Here is a 16,603-nt window from a genome sequence, read left to right on the forward strand (position 1 = left end):
CCTCACGAGATGACGGTGATCGGCCGCGCCTTGGCAGCCAGCAGGCGTTTGATTTCCGGAACACAGGACCCGCATTGCGTGCCGCAACCCAGTTCCTGTTTCAGTCCCTGCAAGTCCAGGCCACGGCCGATGCCGACGCAGATAGCGTTCTGGCTGACGTTCTTGCAATTGCACAGGGTTTTGTTGGCGTTGACAGGCGCATCGAGGTTGCCCGGTGGTGCGCTGAGCGGAGCAAGTAACCAGCGCCGCAGTTGCTCGTCCGCGCGACCTTCGAGCCACAGACCCTGCAACCAGTGTTGGGCAAGGGTTTCTCCGGCCAGTCGAATGGCAGTGATCCGGCCATTTTCGATTCGCACCCGTTTGCCAATGGCTCGTCGTGGGTCGTCGTAAGCCAGTACCGGGCCGTCATTGAGTTCCAGGTTTCTATCGATTTCGCTTAGCAGCTCTGCCGAAGGTGCTGAAGTATTGGCAACCCGTACAAGCAGGGCAGGGCGCTCACGACCAACCAGGCTGAGGCTGACGTAGGAAAACGCCTCACAGAGCGGTCGTAGCGCCTCAAAGTGCTGTTGAACATCACCTTCGATCAGTGCGAACAGTTTCCAGGGCAAATCCACCGGTTCCAGGCGTACACCGCTGTGTTTAAGCTCGGGCTGTTTCGACAAGGGATCGAATGCGGGCAAGGTGAGGCTGTTCACTCCGCCCTTGAGAAAACGGTCGCCCCAATGCATCGGCAAAAAGGCCTGGCCAGGACGCACGCTGTCATCGCTGGCAACCGCAACGATGACTGCGCCGCGCCGGCTTTTCAGGCTGACCAGATCCCCCGGCTGCAAGCGATGACGGCGCAATTCATCCGGGTGCAGGCTCAACTGCGCTTCGCTGACATGGCCGAACAGTTGCGCGGCGGTGCCGGTGCGGCTCATGCCGTGCCATTGATCGCGCAGGCGGCCGGTGATCAGGGTCAGCGGGAAGCGTGCATCGCGTTGCTCTTTGGCGGCGCGGTACGGATCGGCCACGAACTGCGCGCGCCCATTGGCCGTGGCAAATATCCCGTCGACGTACAGCCGGTCCGTGCCTTTAACGGCACCCGAAGGGAAGGGCCACTGCTGCGGGCCGAGACGATCGATCAGCGCATGGCTGATACCGGACAGATCCAGATCGCGACCGCGAGTCAGTTGTTTGTATTCATCGAAGACTTGAGCGGGGTTATCAAATTCAAACAGGCTGGTTTGACCGGGACGCAGGTATTTCTCCAGGCGTTGTGCGAAATCTACGGTGATTGCCCAGTCCGGCCGTGCCTCACCCGGTGCGACGATGGCCTGGCGTACGTGGGAAATGCGCCGTTCGGAATTGGTCACGCAGCCTTCTTTTTCTCCCCAACTGGCGGCGGGCAGCAGCAGGTCGGCGAACTTCGCCGTTTCAGTGGTGCAAAAGGCTTCCTGCAACACCACGAACGGGCAGGCTTGCAAGGCTGCGCGCACGGCCGTCTGGTCCGGCATGGATTGCGCAGGGTTGGTGCAGGCGATCCACAACGCCTTGATCTTGCCGCTGCGTACTTGCTCGAACAGCTCGATCGCCGTGAGCCCGGCATTTTCCGGCAGTTGCTCGACGCCCCAATAAGACGCCACTTGCGCACGGTGTTGCGCATTGGCGGCATCACGATGGCCGGGCAGCAGGTTGGACAAACTGCCGGTTTCCCGCCCGCCCATGGCATTTGGCTGACCGGTGAGGGAGAAAGGTCCGGCGCCAGGACGACCGATCTGTCCGGTGGCCAKGTGCAGATTGATCAATGCACTGTTTTTCGCGCTGCCGGCGGTGGACTGATTAAGCCCCATGCACCATAGCGACAGGAAGCTCGGGGATGTGCCGATCCATTCGGCACATTCCTGCAATTGCCCGATGCTGATTCCGCAGAGCTGCGAAACCATTTGCGGCGTGTAGTCACGCACCAGGCTTTTCAGCTCGGCCAGACCTTCGGTGTGGTCCCTGATAAAGTCACGATCGATCCAGTCTTCCCACAACAGCAGATGCAAAATCCCATGGAACAAGGCGACATCGGTGCCGGGCAAGATCGCCAGGTGCAGGTCAGCCAGATCGCAGGTATCTGTACGACGTGGGTCAACGACGATGACCTTCATCTGCGGTCGGCGGGATTTGGCTTCTTCCAGTCGGCGAAACAGTACCGGGTGGGCGTAGGCCATGTTGCTGCCGACGATCATCACGCAATCGCTCAACTCCAGGTCTTCGTAGCTGCAGGGCGGCGCGTCGGCGCCCAGGCTGCGCTTGTAGCCGACCACAGCCGACGACATGCACAGCCGCGAATTGCTGTCGATGTTATTGGTGCCCACCAGCGCCCGAGCCAGTTTGTTGAAGGCGTAGTAGTCCTCGGTCAGCAACTGCCCGGAAATGTAGAACGCCACGCTGTCCGGGCCATGCTCGGCGATGGTTTGGGCGAAAACGCTGGCGGCGTGATCAAGCGCGGTATCCCAGTCGGTGCGGCTTCGCGCCAGGCCTTTGCCCAGGCGCAGTTCCGGGTACAGCGCCCTTGCCGTCAAGTCGCCGGTCAAATGCAGGGTTGATCCCTTGCTGCACAACTTGCCGAAATTGGCCGGGTGCGCCGGATCGCCGCTGACGCCGAGGATGCGCTCGCCGTCATGCTCGATCAGCACGCCGCAGCCAACCCCGCAGTAACAGCAGGTGGACGCTGTGATCTGGCGGTCCATCAGCCTGCATCCCGCAGGGCCAGCATCACCCGGCCATTTTCCACCCGGGCGAGATGGTGGTGGGCGCAGCCGACGTCCGGGGCCTGGGCTTCGCCGCTTTCCAGGTCGATTTGCCAGTTGTGCAGCGGGCAGGCCACCCGTTTGCCGTAGATCAGACCTTGGGACAGCGGCCCGCCCTTGTGCGGGCAACGGTCGTCGAGGGCGAACACTTCGTCGTCGCTGGTACGAAAAATCGCGATGTCACCCTTAGGACCGGCGATGATCCGCGAGCCCAGGGCATTGATCTCTTCCAGCGCGCAGATATCCAGCCAGTTCATGCCAGCACCTCCAGGTTTTTCACGGGGATGACATCGAATTCTTTCTTGAGCTGTGGCTGTTCCAGGCGTTCTTTCCACGGATCCTGTTCGAACGACAGGGAGAATTGCAGGCGATCATTGAGCGCCTTGCGACGCTCCGGGTCCTCAAGCACGGCTTTCTTGATATGGTCCATGCCTACCCGCTGCAGGTAGTGCACGGTGCGTTCGAGGTAGAAGGCTTCTTCGCGATACAGTTGCAGGAATGCACCGTTGTATTCGCGGACTTCTTCGGCGGTTTTCAGTTTGACGAAGAATTCCGCGACCTCGGTCTTGATCCCGCCGTTACCACCGATGTACATCTCCCAGCCGGAGTCCACGCCGATAATTCCCACATCCTTGATGCCGGCTTCCGAGCAGTTGCGCGGGCAGCCGGAGACAGCCAGCTTCACCTTGTGCGGCGACCACATGTTGAACAGGTCATGTTCCAGTTCGATGCCCAACTGTGTGGAGTTCTGCGTGCCAAAGCGGCAGAACTCACTGCCGACGCAGGTTTTCACTGTGCGGATGGATTTGCCGTAGGCGTGGCCGGACGGCATGTCCAGGTCCTTCCACACCCCCGGCAGGTCCTGCTTGCGGATGCCCAACAAGTCGATGCGCTGGCCACCGGTGACCTTGACCATCGGCACGTTGTACTTGTCGGCGACGTCGGCAATGCGCCGCAGTTCCGAGGGATTGGTCACACCGCCCCACATCCGCGGGACTACCGAGTAGGTGCCGTCTTTTTGAATGTTGGCGTGAGCCCTTTCGTTGATCAGGCGCGATTGCGGATCGTCCCTGGCTTCCCCCGGCCAGGTGGAGATCAGGTAGTAGTTGAGCGCCGGCCGGCAGGTGGCGCAGCCGTTGGGTGTGCGCCAGTTCAGGTAGCTCATGGTGCCTGCGATGGTCAGCAGGTGCTGCTCGCGTATGGCCTGGCGGATTTGCCCGTGGTTGAGGTCGCTGCAGCCGCAGATGGCCTTTTCGCTTTTCGGTTTGACGTCGGCGGCGCCGCCTACCGTGTTGATCAGGATCTGCTCGACCAAACCCGCGCACGAACCGCAGGAACTGGCAGCCTTGGTGTGTTTCTTGACGTCGTCGACACTGAACAGCCCGTGCTCCTGGATCGCCTTGACGATGGTGCCTTTGCACACACCGTTGCAACCGCAGACTTCGGCCGTGTCGGCCATGCTCATGGCTTTATCCTGGCCCTGATGTCCTACGTCGCCCAAAGCGTTTTCACCGAACATCAAGTGATCGCGGATCTCACTGATGGCATGGTTTTCACGGATCTGCCGGAAATACCAGCCGCCATCTGCCGTATCGCCATACAGACAGGCGCCGACCAGCACGTCATCCTTGATCACCAGTTTCTTGTAGACCCCGCCAATCGGGTCGGAGAGGGTGATGGTTTCCGTGCCTTCACCGCCCATGAAGTCGCCGGCGGAAAACAGGTCGATGCCAGTGACCTTCAGTTTGGTCGAGGTCACCGACCCCTTGTAAGTGGCAAAACCGAGTTGCGCGAGGTGGTTGGCGCAGACTTTGGCCTGTTCGAACAGCGGCGCCACCAGACCATAGGCGATGCCGCGGTGGCTGGCACATTCACCGATGGCATAGATCCGTGGGTCGTAGGTTTGCAGTGTGTCGTTGACCAGAATCCCGCGGCTGCATGGAATGCCGGATTTCTCCGCCAGTTCGGTATTGGGGCGAATGCCGGCGGCCATCACCACCAGGTCCGCGGGGATGATGTCGCCGTTCTTGAATTGCACCGACCCGACCCGGCCGTTGCCCGCGTCGTGCAAGGCCTGGGTCTGCTCGCACAGGCGAAAGTGCAGGCCGCGAGACTCCAGGGCGCTTTGCAGCAGCTGGCCGCTGGTCTTGTCCAGTTGCCGCTCCAGCAACCACTCGCCGATATGCACCACGGTGACGTGCATGCCCCGCAGCATCAGGCCGTTGGCGGCTTCCAGGCCGAGCAGGCCGCCACCGATCACCACGGCGTGCCGGTGGGTTTTTGCGGTGTCGATCATGGCCTGGGTGTCGGCGATGTCGCGGTAGCCGATCACGCCCTCAAGGGTGTTGCCGGGAATGGGCAGGATGAAAGGCGTCGAGCCGGTGGCGATCAGCAGGCGATCGTATTCGGCTTCGCTGCCGTCTTCGGCAATCACCCGGCGCTTGACCCGGTCGATCTCCACCACCTTGCGGTTGAGCAGCAGCTTGATGTTGTTTTCCAGGTACCAGTCCAGGTCGTTGAGCACGATTTCTTCGAAGGTCTGTTCGCCTGCCAGCACCGGCGACAACAGGATGCGGTTGTAGTTGGTGTGCGGCTCGGCACCGAAGACCGTGATGTCGTACAGCTCCGTGCTCAGTTTGAGCAGCTCTTCCAGGGTCCGGACCCCGGCCATGCCGTTGCCGATCATCACCAGTTTTAGTTTTTTCATCAGGTTCTCCGGGGAGCTCAGGCCTGCCTCATCAGGGTTCAGGCCATGCTCGACAAATTTTGCGCAAACAAAAAAAGGCGTCCCGCCAGTTGCCTAGCGAGGACACCTTTGTCCTGGTCCCGTTCTCTCGGGAAGTGCAACCTTCGTCGTTGAAGCCTGCGCTGTATGTTTGTTGAAAGAGGTAATGCAGTGGTTATGCCAAGTCGCTCAAATCCCGTGTTTGTTGGCTTTTTTCCCGTTCGCAAGGGCAGAACCGTGAGGGATTGCACCGATTCAAGGCGCGTTGCCCGCTAATGGAGCGCAACCACCAGCAGCGCCAGATTGAGCAGCAACGAAACCAGCGCCAATGTCCGCCAGACCTTCAGCGGCTCACGCTCCAGCAACGGCTTGGGGCGCACATTCAAACTGTGGCGTTCGCCCTGTTCGATCAGCAGTAACCATTCTTCCGCCGTTTCGAAACGCTGGTCGGGGGCCGCCGCCAAGGCGCGCTCCAGGTGATGGGCGATCCAGTCCGGCAGGTCGGGCCGGTAGCGGCTGGCGTTGACCGGGAGGCCAAACCGCGGGCGCTGGAACGCTTCGATTTCGCCATAGGGATAGTGCCCGGTGAGCAGGAAGTACAAGGTCACACCGACGGCGTACAAGTCCTGCTGTGGCGTCGGCGCATCGCCGCGAAAGGCTTCTGGCGCGATGTAACTGGGTGTGCCCGGCAGAGCCCAGGGCAGATCTTGCGAGAGGCCAGGGCAGTAGGCGAGGCCGAAATCCAGCAGGCGTAACTCGCCATCGTCCCCCAGCAACAGGTTTTCCGGTTTGATATCGCGATGCAGAATCTGCCGTCGATGCAACAGACCGACCGCTCGCAACAATCGTTCGGCGATGTCTTGCCACTGGGGTAGCGGCAACGCTCCGCTTTGCTCATGCCGTTGGGCCAGGGTCGCGCCCGAATATTCACGCATCACGTAGTACAAATGCTGACGCTGACTGGCGGCATGGACTTCAGGAAAATGTCGACCGGCCACGCGTTTGAGAAACCACTCTTCCGACAGTAACGCTTGCCCGGCCTGGTGATCGTCGTGCAGGCGCCCTGGCAGGGTTTTCAGCAGCCAGGGTTGTTGCTGACTGTCGCGCACGCGATAGAGCAGCGATTGCTGGCTCTGCGCGACGATCCCCTCGACCTGCCAGCCCTCGAACGCCTGACCCGGTTTCAGGGCTGGCGGCAGTGGCCATTGCTGCAAGTGAATCAACGCATCGCCAATGCTCGCTTCACCGAGGGCATCGACCCGCACCAGCAAGGCGCTGGCGTTGTCCTGACTGCCCGCCAGGTGCGCGGCATTGACCAGGGTTTGCGCAGCGCTGCGCAAGTCCGGTTGATCACGCAGGATCGCCGCAATGGCGGTATCGCCCAGGACGGCCCAGATGCCGTCGCTGAGCAGAACGAAGCTTTCATCGGGGCGCAACTCACCGTCGAGAAAATCCAGCACCAGATGTTGATCGAGCCCCAGCGCCCGTTTCAGTACATGCTGCATGCCCGGCTGGTCCCAGACGTGATCCTCGCTGATTCGCTGCAATCGATCGGCGTGCCAGCGATACACCCGACAATCGCCGACATGGGCCAGGGTAAAACGCCGACCGCGCAGGACCAGCGCACTGAGGGTGGTCAGCAGCGGTTGCCCGCCGCCATTGGCCTGTAACCAGCGGTTCTGCGCCAGCAACAGACGATCGAGTGCCTGTGCGACGCTCCAGGTTTCCGGCGTGGCGTAGTAATCCAGCGCCAGGGCCTGCAGCGTCGAACGGGCCGCCAGGCCGCCATCGGCGCACTGGCTGACGCCGTCGGCGATGGCGAACAGGTAACCCTTGCTCGCGGCCAGCGCCGGAGCCGGCGTGACCAGGCGCAGGGCATCCTGATTTTCCTCGCGAGGACCGATGGCGCTGGCTTCGGCGAAACTCAATTGCAGGCTCATCGAGGTGTCAGACCCGCGCAGCCGTCACGGCGGCCGAACCCCAGGTGGTTCTCCAGCGCCGTTTTACGCCGTGCAGGCCGAACCAGGCCAGAACGCCGAGGCTGGCGAACAACCACAGTGCCAGTTGATAGCTGCCGGTGCTTTGCTTGATCGCGCCCATGCCGGCCGCGAGGGCAAAACCACCGATGCCACCCGCCATGCCGATCAGGCCGGTCATCACGCCGATTTCCCGACGAAAACGCTGCGGCACCAACTGGAATACCGCGCCATTGCCTGCACCCAAACCGAGCATGGTGCAGACGAAAAGTGCCAGCGCGGCGTAGGAACTCGGCAGGTTGAAACCGACCACGGCAATGCAGATCGCCGCGACGGTGTACATCGCCAGCAGGGTTCGAATGCCGCCGAAGCGGTCAGCCAGCGCGCCGCCCAAGGGTCGCATCAGGCTGCCGCCAAACACGCAGGCGGCGGTGTAGTAGCCGGCAGTCACCGGGCTCAGGCCGTACTGGTCGTTGAAATAACCGGGCAGGGAGCTGGCCAGGCCGATGAAGCCACCGAATGTCACGCTGTAGAAAAACATGAACCACCAGCTGTCACGATCACCCAGGGCCTTGAAGTAGTCGGCCATGGATTTGGCTTTTGGCCGCTCGGGAGCGTTTTTGGCCAGCCAGGCGAAGACGATCAGGGTCAGGATCAGCGGAATCAGGGCGAAACCGAACACGTTGCTCCAGCCAAATGCCGCCGCCAGCACCGGGGCGATCAAGGCGGCGAACACCGTGCCCGAGTTTCCCGCGCCGGCGATACCCATGGCCTTGCCTTGATGCTGCGGCGGATACCATTGCGATGCCAAGGGCAGGGCGACGGCGAAAGACGCGCCGGCCATGCCGAGGAACAGCCCCAGCAGCAGCGCTTGTTCGTAGCTGTGGATACCGAGTTTCCAGGCGCCGAACAGGGCGCAGATCACGATGACCTGGCCTATCAGCCCGGCGGTTTTGGGCGACAGGCGATCAGCCAGCATCCCCATCACGAAGCGCAACACCGCCCCGGCCAGAATGGGCGTGGCGACCACCAGCCCGCGTTGCTGCGTCGTCAGGTGCAGGTCGGCGGCGATCTGTACCGCCAAGGGGCCGAGCAGGTACCAGACCATGAAGCTCAGGTCGAAATAGAGGAAGGCTGCGAACAATGTGGGGGTATGGCCGGATTTCCAGAAGCTTGAATTCATCGCGCACCTCAGCTGTGAAGAGTCTCGGAAGGAGTCATGAGCTTGCAGGTGGGGCGCCGTTACGGCCGCACCACCGGCCCCGTGCTGTGGGGCCAAAACGAAAAAACGCCGCCACCCGATCCGCCAAGGGCAAATGAGGTGAGCGACGTCTTTGTCGTAGGTGGGGCAACCGCCGTTGGTTACCTGTGGTGATTACTTAGCCAGATCTGTGCCAACACTCGAAATCGAGTCGCTGCCATTCGCGAGCAAGCGCGCTCCCACAGGTGATTTGTGTTCGACGCCATTCCCCTGTGGGAGCGAGCTTGCTCGCGATGGCGTCCTCACAGGCACCACAGGACTTCAGCCAAGCAACTCGCTCATGGCAATAATCTGTTCCGCCACTTGAATCAGCTTCTGCTGTCGGCTCATCGCCTGGCGGCGCATCAGGGTGTAGGCCTCTTCCTCGTTGCAGTTCTTCATTTTCATCAGCAGCCCCTTGGCCAGTTCGATGCGCTTGCGCTCGGCCAATTGCTGGTCGCGGGCATGCAACTGGGCACGCAAGGCCTGATCGCTTTCGAAGCGTGCCATGGCCACATCGAGAATCGGCTGCAGGCGTTGTGCGTGAATGCCTTCGACGATGTAGGCACTGACCCCGGACTTGATCGCCTGTCGCATCACATCGGGGTCGTGTTCGTCCGTGAACATCACAATCGGTCGTGGCTGGTCGCGAGTCACCAGCACCACTTGTTCCATGACATCACGCCCCGGTGACTCGGTATCGATCAGAATCACGTCCGGACGCACCGTTTCGACGCGTTCGGGCAAGTCGATGGYCAGGCCGGATTCGTCGATCACTTCGAATCCGGCCTCGGTCAGGGCGGCCTTCAGGCGTCCGACTTTTTTGGCGGTATCGTTGATCAGCAGGATACGCAGCATGTTCGTAGTCTCCTGTCAGCGGCTGGCGGATCGGTGCGAGCTGTCGCTCATGGCGTGCAGTTTGAAACTGCGGGCATAACCGGTCGGGTCCGAACCGTCCCAGATTTTACCGTCGATCAACTGACTGCTGCGCATTTGCTCGGCTGACGAAGCGACGCCGACGGCACTGGCGGCCTCTCGATAGAGGTCCAGTTGCTGGACCTGCCGGGCCACCGCGAGATAGTCCGGGTCATCGCGCAACAAACCCCAGCGGCGGAACTGGGTCATGAACCACATGCCGTCGGACAGGTACGGCAGGTTGACCTCGCCATCCCCGTGCAGGCGCAGCGCGTGCGGGTCGTGCCAGTGATGGCCAAGGCCGTCGGCGTATTCGCCCAGCAGGCGCGGTTCAATGCAGTCCAGTGGCGCGTCAAGGTACTGCGCGGCACTGAGTAATTGCGCGGTGCTGCGGCGATTCTCGGTGCTTTCTTCGATGAAGCGGCTGGCTTCCAGGACCGCCATCACCAATGCCCGGGCGGTATTGGGGTATTGCTCGACGAACGCACGGGTGCAGCCGAGGACTTTTTCCGGATGATCAGGCCAGATGGTTTGAGTCGTGGCCAGGGTGAAACCGAGGTCCTGTTGCACCGCGCTGGCGGACCAGGGTTCGCCGACGCAGAACCCGTCGATACGCCCGGCTCGCAGGTGCGCGACCATTTGCGGTGGCGGCACCACTACGCTGTCGACATCCAGCAGCGGGTGAATGCCCTGGCTGGCGAGCCAGTAATACAACCACATGGCGTGGGTGCCGGTTGGAAACGTCTGGGCGAAGGTGAGTTTTGGGCGAGTTTGGTGCACGCGTCGATCCAGTGCTTCAGGACTGGTCACTCCAAGCGCCTGCAAGCCGCGGGACAGGTTGATGCTCTGGCCGTTCTGATTCAGGCCCATCAACACGGCCATGTCAGTCGCGGCCACGCCACCGATGCCCAGGTGAACGGCGTAAATCAGGCCATAGAGGCTGTGGGCTGCATCGAGTTCGCCGCTGACCAGTTGGTCCCGCAGGCTGGCCCAGGACGACTGGCGCTTGAGATTCAGGGTCAAGCCGTGGGGTTGGGCGAAGCCCTGGGTGGCGGCGACCACCACTGAGGCGCAGTCGCTCAGAGCCATGAAGCCGAGATTGATTTCGGTTTTTTCCGGGGCATCGCTGCCATTGACCCAAGCCAGAGGGCCGGCTGACGGTTCGTTCATCGCGTGTTCACCTTGCAAAAAAAAGCGTCGCCCCCTCCCTTGCACGCGCAAGGCCGGATGACGACGCCATTGTCCTTGCACACATTCCGCCGTTGGTCCGGGTGCTGATGCCTGAGAGGGTGCAAGGCATATGCCATCGCCGGTTCATCAGCTTTACATCAGGATTCATCGCGCCATGTCTTTCATCCTGCCGGCCGTTAATCGTCAGGCCGCAAAGGAGGTTGGCGTGCAAATCCAATCACTACACGCCACCGTTCTGCCTGATGCTCGTTGCAGCGAGCGGGTGCTGCATGTGCGGGTCAGCGAATTCCCTGTGTATCTGGCTTCGGCGCAGTGCCCGCGGGTCTGTCTGCCGGTCGGTTGGGAAGGGCTGATTGCAACGAGCGATGCATTCGAGCTGAGCGGCGGCGTACAGACCCTGCCGGTTGCCGAAGCGCAGTTGGTGAAATTGCAAGTGTTCATCGATCTGGGAAACACGCTGGTTGATCAACGACCCAGCCCGACATCCTGGGCGGCGTTGCCGGTGGCGTACCCCACCGTCTGGTCCGGGCGGGCGCTTGAGCGCTGGTACATCGAACAGGCCATGGTCGGGGGTATGGCTTACCAGACCTTCGCCGGCGTGCTGCGTCATACCGAGAGTTACGGACTCGTGCGCTTCCTGCTGGAGCAGGGCACCCACAGCGAAAAGTTGACCACCCTGGCCCAGCGTTATGGCGTTTCTGTGTCGCACTTCCGTCGACTGTGCCGGCAGGCGCTAGGCACGGCGGCCAAGCCTGCATTGCGCGGCTGGCGCGCAGCCAGGGCGCTGTTGAACATGAGCCTGCAGGACGGCTCCCTGACGGATGTCGCGCTGGAATTGGGTTTTGCCTCTTCTTCGCATTTCTCCAAGGAAATCCGTGATCTGGTTGGCTTCACGCCCAGTAGCCTGGCCGACATAACCTACCTCCCAGGCAAGTGAGCCAATGAACCGCCGATTGCTTTCGTTATTTGTATTGCCGTTCTGGTTAGGCACCCTGTTGTCGCTGGTGCCGCTTGCCGTGCGCGCCAATGCCGACGGCTACGTGGCTCGCGAACAGAGCGTGCGCACATTCTTCACCGAGTTGTCCGGACCCTTGGGCAAACCTGTCATCGTCAGCAAGACTGCCGCCGCCAAACGGATTTCCGGTGCCTTCGATCTGCGTTCGCCGCAGCGGACCTTTGAACGGGTCAGCGCGCAGATGGAGCTTATCTGGTATAGCGATGGCCAGGCGATTTATCTGTATGACGCGTCGGAAGTCAAAAGCTCGATGATGTCGCTGCAGACCCTGACAGTCACCCGACTTCAGGCGTTCCTTGAGCGTTCCGGGTTGCACGATGCACGTTATCCATTGCGCCACGACGGCTTGCGCACTTTTCATGTGTCGGGCCCGCCGATGTATGTCGATCTGGTGGTGCAAGCCGCCGGACTGATGGATAACCAGCGCTCGGAACTGTTGCTGGGCAAGCAGCAGATCGGCGTGATCCAGGTGCGCAACACCTTTGTCAGCGACCGCAAGTATGAGCTGCGTGATGACAAGGTGACCATTCCCGGGCTGGCAACCGTGATCGAGGACTTGTTGCGTGGCGAAAAGCGCGAGGTCGAGCCGTCGGTGGCACAAGCCCCCGCGCAGCGTCCGCAGGGATTGATGCCGGCGTTTCCCCTGGAAGGCCTGGCGAGCGCCGCCTCGGAGCAAGACTCGACCGCGCCGCGAATCATTGCGCGAGAGGTGGCTGCCGGAAATATACGGGTGGTGGCCTATCCCGACACCAACAGCCTGCTGGTCAAGGGGCTGCCGGAGCAAGTGCGCTTTATCGAGAACCTGGTGAGTGCGCTGGACACGCCGAAACGACACGTGGAGTTGTCGTTGTGGATCATCGATTTGCACAAGGATGAGCTCAATCAGCTGGGCATCAACTGGCAGGGCGCATTGAAGTCCAGTGGGACATTCAGCGTATCGCTGAACGCCGGCTCGGCGACCACCCTCGATGGCGCTTCGTTCGTCGCCCAGGTCATGGCCCTGGAGCGCACCAACCGGGCGAATGTGGTCTCGCGTCCGGTGATCCTGACACAAGAGAACGTACCGGCGATCTTCGACAACAACCGCACCTTTTATGCCCCGCTGGTGGGGGAGCGCAGTGTCGATTTGCAGCACGTGACCTATGGCACGCTCGTCAGTGTTCTGCCCCGTTTCGCCCAGGCGGACGAAATTGAAATGTCACTCAATATCGAAGACGGCAACGAAGTGGAAAACCCTGACCAGAACAAGCAACCCGGCAGTTTGCCGACGGTCGGGCGCACACGGATCAGCACGGTGGCGCGCGTGCCCCAGGGCAAGAGTCTGTTGGTGGGCGGTTTCACCCGCGATGACCACAGCGAGCAAGTCGGACGGATTCCGGTACTGGGTTCGATTCCGTGGATCGGGCGCTTGTTCAGTTATCGCCAGAACCGCTCGGCCAACACGGTGCGGGTGTTCCTGATTCAGCCCAAGGAGATTCTCGACACACTTGAGCCCGCCACGACTGATCCGGCCACCCGGCTGCTGACCCCGCAGCAGCATGAGCGGGTGCGCCGCTCCTATTTCCGGGCGGCAGAAAAATGATCCTGCCGCCGCTTTCCACAGGCGGGCGAGCCGCCCAGGCACGGCTCAATGCCGAAAAGGCCGCCGAACATCCACAGCCCCAGGCGGATGCGCAGGTTGATCTCGACGACAGCTCAACGCTTGCCATTGCGCAGCGCTTTGTGCAGATCAGCGATGAAATGTCGGCGGCACTGGCCCAGTTTCGCGGGCGGCGACATTTCGAACTCAAGTCCGAGACCCTGATGGACAACTTCGAACGAGTCCTTGAAGACGACACTGTACCCAAGGTGCAGCAGGTGCTCAGCCTCGCGCGGCTGGCGGACAAGCCGGTCGCCTGGTTGCTGCAAATGGTGCGACAGCTGTTCCCCGATGACAGTGATCTGGCGTTGGTGCTACGAGAACTGTTACGTCGCAAGAAACTGGAAAAGAACACCCGTCAGCGACTTGAAACGCTTTTACAGACTGTGGTTGCCCAAGGCTCCCCCAAGCGTATGAATGCCGGGATCAACGCCGCCCTCAAAGCCAGGATGTTCGGAGCGAACATGGCGGTGCGCGCTGGGTTGTTGCGCGAGACCTACCGGGATTTTCTGGAGTCCGACGAGGGCCCGACCAGTTGTTATCAGGACTGGATCGCACTGTATGGTCCGTCACAGCGCATGGCGGTGCTGTCCTTCATCGAAGCGGCATTGCTCACGGATATCAGTGCCCAGGACCCCAGTTGCTCGCGCGTGGAGTTCGGTCAACTGCTGGCCAGGGTGACCGACCTCAAGCGCCTGCGCTCAGCCGATGAGCTGTTTATCAGCCAACTGCTCGGCGATGCACTCATCTGCCGGCACAACGCCAATGAGCCCGACTGGCTGGTGTTCCTGCTCGGCGTGCTGACGTACCCCGATGAGCTCGACCAGTTGTTGCTCGGTGCGTTGGGTGAGCGCGTGCTGTTGAGCCCGCACCATGAGCGCTCGACGCTACTGCAGAAGGTGCGCCGGCACAGCCTGCAGTTGCCGCCGCAACTGTTTGCCGATGAACGAGCGCCACTGCGCCTGGCAGAACAGTTCACCCGACTGGCTGACATTGCCTACGCCCACGAATGTAAAGAACGGCGACGTCTCGGCGGCTGCCCATGACTTTTTCCCGGAGCTGACCTGCCATGCTCAATGTGTTTTTGCGCAACGTCGGCGCTCGTCCGGAGCTGCTGATCCTGACGCTGATGGTGATGATCATCGCCATGCTGATCATTCCCCTGCCGACGGTGCTGGTGGATTTTCTCATCGGCCTGAACATCGTGATTTCGCTGCTGGTGTTCATGGGGTCGTTCTACATCGAACGCATCCTCAGTTTCTCGACCTTTCCGGCCTTGCTGCTGTTGACCACCCTGTTTCGCCTGGCGCTGTCGATCAGCACCAGCCGGCTGATCCTCAGCCAGGCTGATGCGGGGGAGATCATCGCCTCCTTCGGTGAGTTCGTGATCGGCGAAAGCCTGGTGGTGGGCTTCGTGATCTTTTCCATTGTCACCATTGTCCAGTTCATCGTGATCACCAAGGGCTCGGAGCGGGTGGCCGAAGTCGCGGCGCGCTTCTCGCTGGACGGCATGCCCGGCAAGCAGATGAGCATCGACGGCGACCTCAAGGCCGGTGCCATTACCGCCGAGGAAGCCAAGGAAAAGCGCAGCGTGCTGGAGCGCGAAAGCCAGTTGTACGGCTCATTCGACGGCGCGATGAAGTTCATCAAGGGCGATGCCATCGCCGGCATCATCATTATCTTCGTCAACTTCATCGGCGGCATGGCCATTGGCGTCGGGCAGATGGGCATGGACCTGTCCACCGCCTTGTCGACCTACACCCTGCTGACCATCGGCGATGGTCTGGTGGCGCAGATTCCGGCGTTGCTGATCGCCATCGGCGCCGGCTTCATCGTCACCCGCGTCAACGGCGATGACGCCAACCTGGGGCGCAACATGCTCGCCCAGATGCTCGGTCATCCGTTCGTGCTGGGGGTGACGGCGCTGCTGGCGGTGGGCGTCGGCCTGTTGCCCGGTTTTCCGCTGCTGACCTTCCTGCCCATCGCCGTGGCCCTGGCACTGCTGGTATTCGTTCGCCGGCGCAAGGCCTCCAGGGTCGAGGGTCAGGGTGACAGCCGTCCATCGTCGACGCAGGGCCAAGCCATGCAGACCGGCTCGGGCCTGCTCGAGGACATCGATAACGTCGCCACTGAAACCATCCCGCTGATGTTGTTGGTGCCCACCGCGCGCCTCGATGAGTTGACCAGGGCCCGTTGGGCGGCGCGTTTTCGCAGCCAGTTTTTCGTCGATTACGGGCTGCGCATTCCTGAGCCGCAATTGCGCGCCAGCGAAGCCTTGCCAGCGCATCAAGTGGCGGTGCTGATCAACGAGGTGCGCGCCGAGCAATTCGATATTCATTTCGATCACTGGCGGCTGCTCGACTACTCGGCGGAGCTGGAACCCATGGGCTTTGCCCTGGTGCACGGCAGTGACAGCAATCGCCTGGGCGGGGTGTGGGTCAACGCCACCGACCAGGAACGGGTGCAGCAATTGGGCTATCACCTGCGCCCGGCGGACGAGGAATGCTACCGCTGCCTGGTCACCTTGCTGGCGCGCAACATCCAGGAGTTTTTTGGCGTGCAGGAAACCAAGCAACTGCTCGACGAAATGGAAACCCGCTGTCCCGATCTGCTCAAGGAAGTCTATCGCCACGTCACCGTGCAGAAGATCGCCGAAGTGCTGCAGCGCCTGATTGGCGAGCGCATTTCCGTGCGCAACATGAAGCTGATTCTTGAGTCCCTGGCCCATTGGGCGTCCCGGGAAAAAGACGTGCTGGCGCTGGTCGAGCACGTTCGTGGCTCGCTGGCCCGCTACATCAGCAACAAGTTTGCCCAGGGTAATGACTTGCGGGTGTTGCTGTTGTCGGCGGAGTTCGAAGAGGTGGTGCGCAAGGGCATCCGGCAAACCTCGGGCGGCAGTTTCATCAACCTGGAACCGGCCGAGTCGGAAGAGCTGATGGACCGGCTGAGTGTCGGCCTGGACAGTCTGCACATTGCACACAAGGACATGGTGTTGCTGTGTTCGGTCGATGTGCGGCGCTACATCAAGAAGCTGATCGAGGGGCGGTTCCGGGAGCTGGACGTGATGTCGTTCGGCGAAATCTCCGAAACCGTCTCCGTCAATGTCATCAAAACGCTATAAG

At 61.4% G+C, this 16,603-nt stretch carries 11 protein-coding genes; 4 read left to right on the forward strand and 7 right to left on the reverse strand.

All coding sequences use genetic code 11. From position 1 onward, the window contains the following. Nucleotides 1–2 precede the first annotated feature (2 nt). The 7 genes from AB4Z35_RS19420 to AB4Z35_RS19450 form a co-directional block, all read right to left on the reverse strand. Nucleotides 3–2,720 (reverse strand): nitrate reductase, encoded by a 2,718-nt coding sequence (locus AB4Z35_RS19420; protein WP_442098725.1) that lies wholly within the window; start codon nucleotides 2,718–2,720, stop codon nucleotides 3–5. Continuing rightward, complete coding sequence (gene nirD / locus AB4Z35_RS19425; RefSeq protein WP_008048618.1) at nucleotides 2,720–3,037, reverse strand: nitrite reductase small subunit NirD; 318 nt, start codon at nucleotides 3,035–3,037, stop codon at nucleotides 2,720–2,722. The genes AB4Z35_RS19420 and nirD overlap by 1 nt, the downstream gene beginning before the upstream one ends. Then, the gene (nirB, locus tag AB4Z35_RS19430) at nucleotides 3,034–5,487 is read right to left on the reverse strand and encodes a nitrite reductase large subunit NirB (protein ID WP_442098727.1); all 2,454 of its coding nucleotides are present in this window, start codon (nucleotides 5,485–5,487) and stop codon (nucleotides 3,034–3,036) included. The genes nirD and nirB overlap by 4 nt, the downstream gene beginning before the upstream one ends. A gap of 290 nt (nucleotides 5,488–5,777) precedes the next feature. Further along, the gene (locus AB4Z35_RS19435) at nucleotides 5,778–7,445 is read right to left on the reverse strand and encodes a protein kinase domain-containing protein (RefSeq protein ID WP_442098729.1); all 1,668 of its coding nucleotides are present in this window, start codon (nucleotides 7,443–7,445) and stop codon (nucleotides 5,778–5,780) included. Nucleotides 7,446–7,452: 7 nt separating this feature from the next. Next, nucleotides 7,453–8,664, reverse strand: a complete 1,212-nt coding sequence (locus AB4Z35_RS19440) for a nitrate/nitrite transporter (protein WP_442098731.1) — start codon at nucleotides 8,662–8,664, stop codon at nucleotides 7,453–7,455. Between the two features lie 339 nt (nucleotides 8,665–9,003). Next, nucleotides 9,004–9,579: an ANTAR domain-containing response regulator gene (locus AB4Z35_RS19445; RefSeq protein WP_442098733.1), complete on the reverse strand. Its 576-nt coding sequence runs from the start codon at nucleotides 9,577–9,579 to the stop codon at nucleotides 9,004–9,006. Between the two features lie 15 nt (nucleotides 9,580–9,594). Continuing rightward, nucleotides 9,595–10,806: a CmpA/NrtA family ABC transporter substrate-binding protein gene (locus AB4Z35_RS19450; protein ID WP_442098735.1), complete on the reverse strand. Its 1,212-nt coding sequence runs from the start codon at nucleotides 10,804–10,806 to the stop codon at nucleotides 9,595–9,597. 175 nt (nucleotides 10,807–10,981) lie between these two features. Between AB4Z35_RS19450 and AB4Z35_RS19455 the strand changes: the two genes are divergently transcribed. The 4 genes from AB4Z35_RS19455 to AB4Z35_RS19470 are packed head-to-tail and all read left to right on the forward strand — an operon-like array spanning nucleotide 10,982 to nucleotide 16,602. Next, nucleotides 10,982–11,764 (forward strand): helix-turn-helix domain-containing protein, encoded by a 783-nt coding sequence (locus tag AB4Z35_RS19455; protein WP_442098737.1) that lies wholly within the window; start codon nucleotides 10,982–10,984, stop codon nucleotides 11,762–11,764. A gap of 4 nt (nucleotides 11,765–11,768) precedes the next feature. After that, a complete protein-coding gene (gene sctC / locus AB4Z35_RS19460) occupies nucleotides 11,769–13,424 on the forward strand; it encodes a type III secretion system outer membrane ring subunit SctC (RefSeq protein ID WP_442098739.1) in 1,656 nt (551 codons plus the stop codon). Beyond that, nucleotides 13,421–14,527: a type III secretion system gatekeeper subunit SctW gene (gene sctW / locus AB4Z35_RS19465; RefSeq protein WP_442098741.1), complete on the forward strand. Its 1,107-nt coding sequence runs from the start codon at nucleotides 13,421–13,423 to the stop codon at nucleotides 14,525–14,527. Before sctC ends, sctW begins: the two co-directional genes overlap by 4 nt. 23 nt (nucleotides 14,528–14,550) lie before the next feature. Further along, nucleotides 14,551–16,602, forward strand: coding sequence for an EscV/YscV/HrcV family type III secretion system export apparatus protein (locus tag AB4Z35_RS19470; RefSeq protein ID WP_442098743.1), 2,052 nt, complete (start codon nucleotides 14,551–14,553; stop codon nucleotides 16,600–16,602). The last annotated feature ends 1 nt before the right edge of the window (nucleotide 16,603 follow it).

Source organism: Pseudomonas sp. KB_15, from assembly GCF_052114525.1.
In the GTDB taxonomy this organism is placed as follows: Bacteria; Pseudomonadota; Gammaproteobacteria; order Pseudomonadales; family Pseudomonadaceae; genus Aquipseudomonas.

Excerpts from the sequence above, each read along its gene's own strand:
- nirD (WP_008048618.1), bottom strand. The coding sequence starts at position 3,037 with ATGAACTGGCTGGATATCTGCGCGCTGGAAGAGATCAATGCCCTGGGC.
- AB4Z35_RS19435 (WP_442098729.1), bottom strand. The coding sequence starts at position 7,445 with ATGAGCCTGCAATTGAGTTTCGCCGAAGCCAGCGCCATCGGTCCTCGC.
- AB4Z35_RS19440 (WP_442098731.1), bottom strand. The coding sequence starts at position 8,664 with ATGAATTCAAGCTTCTGGAAATCCGGCCATACCCCCACATTGTTCGCA.
- AB4Z35_RS19450 (WP_442098735.1), bottom strand. The coding sequence starts at position 10,806 with ATGAACGAACCGTCAGCCGGCCCTCTGGCTTGGGTCAATGGCAGCGAT.
- sctW (WP_442098741.1), top strand. The coding sequence starts at position 13,421 with ATGATCCTGCCGCCGCTTTCCACAGGCGGGCGAGCCGCCCAGGCACGG.
- AB4Z35_RS19455 (WP_442098737.1), top strand. The coding sequence starts at position 10,982 with ATGTCTTTCATCCTGCCGGCCGTTAATCGTCAGGCCGCAAAGGAGGTT.
- AB4Z35_RS19470 (WP_442098743.1), top strand. The coding sequence starts at position 14,551 with ATGCTCAATGTGTTTTTGCGCAACGTCGGCGCTCGTCCGGAGCTGCTG.
- nirB (WP_442098727.1), bottom strand. The coding sequence starts at position 5,487 with ATGAAAAAACTAAAACTGGTGATGATCGGCAACGGCATGGCCGGGGTC.
- sctC (WP_442098739.1), top strand. The coding sequence starts at position 11,769 with ATGAACCGCCGATTGCTTTCGTTATTTGTATTGCCGTTCTGGTTAGGC.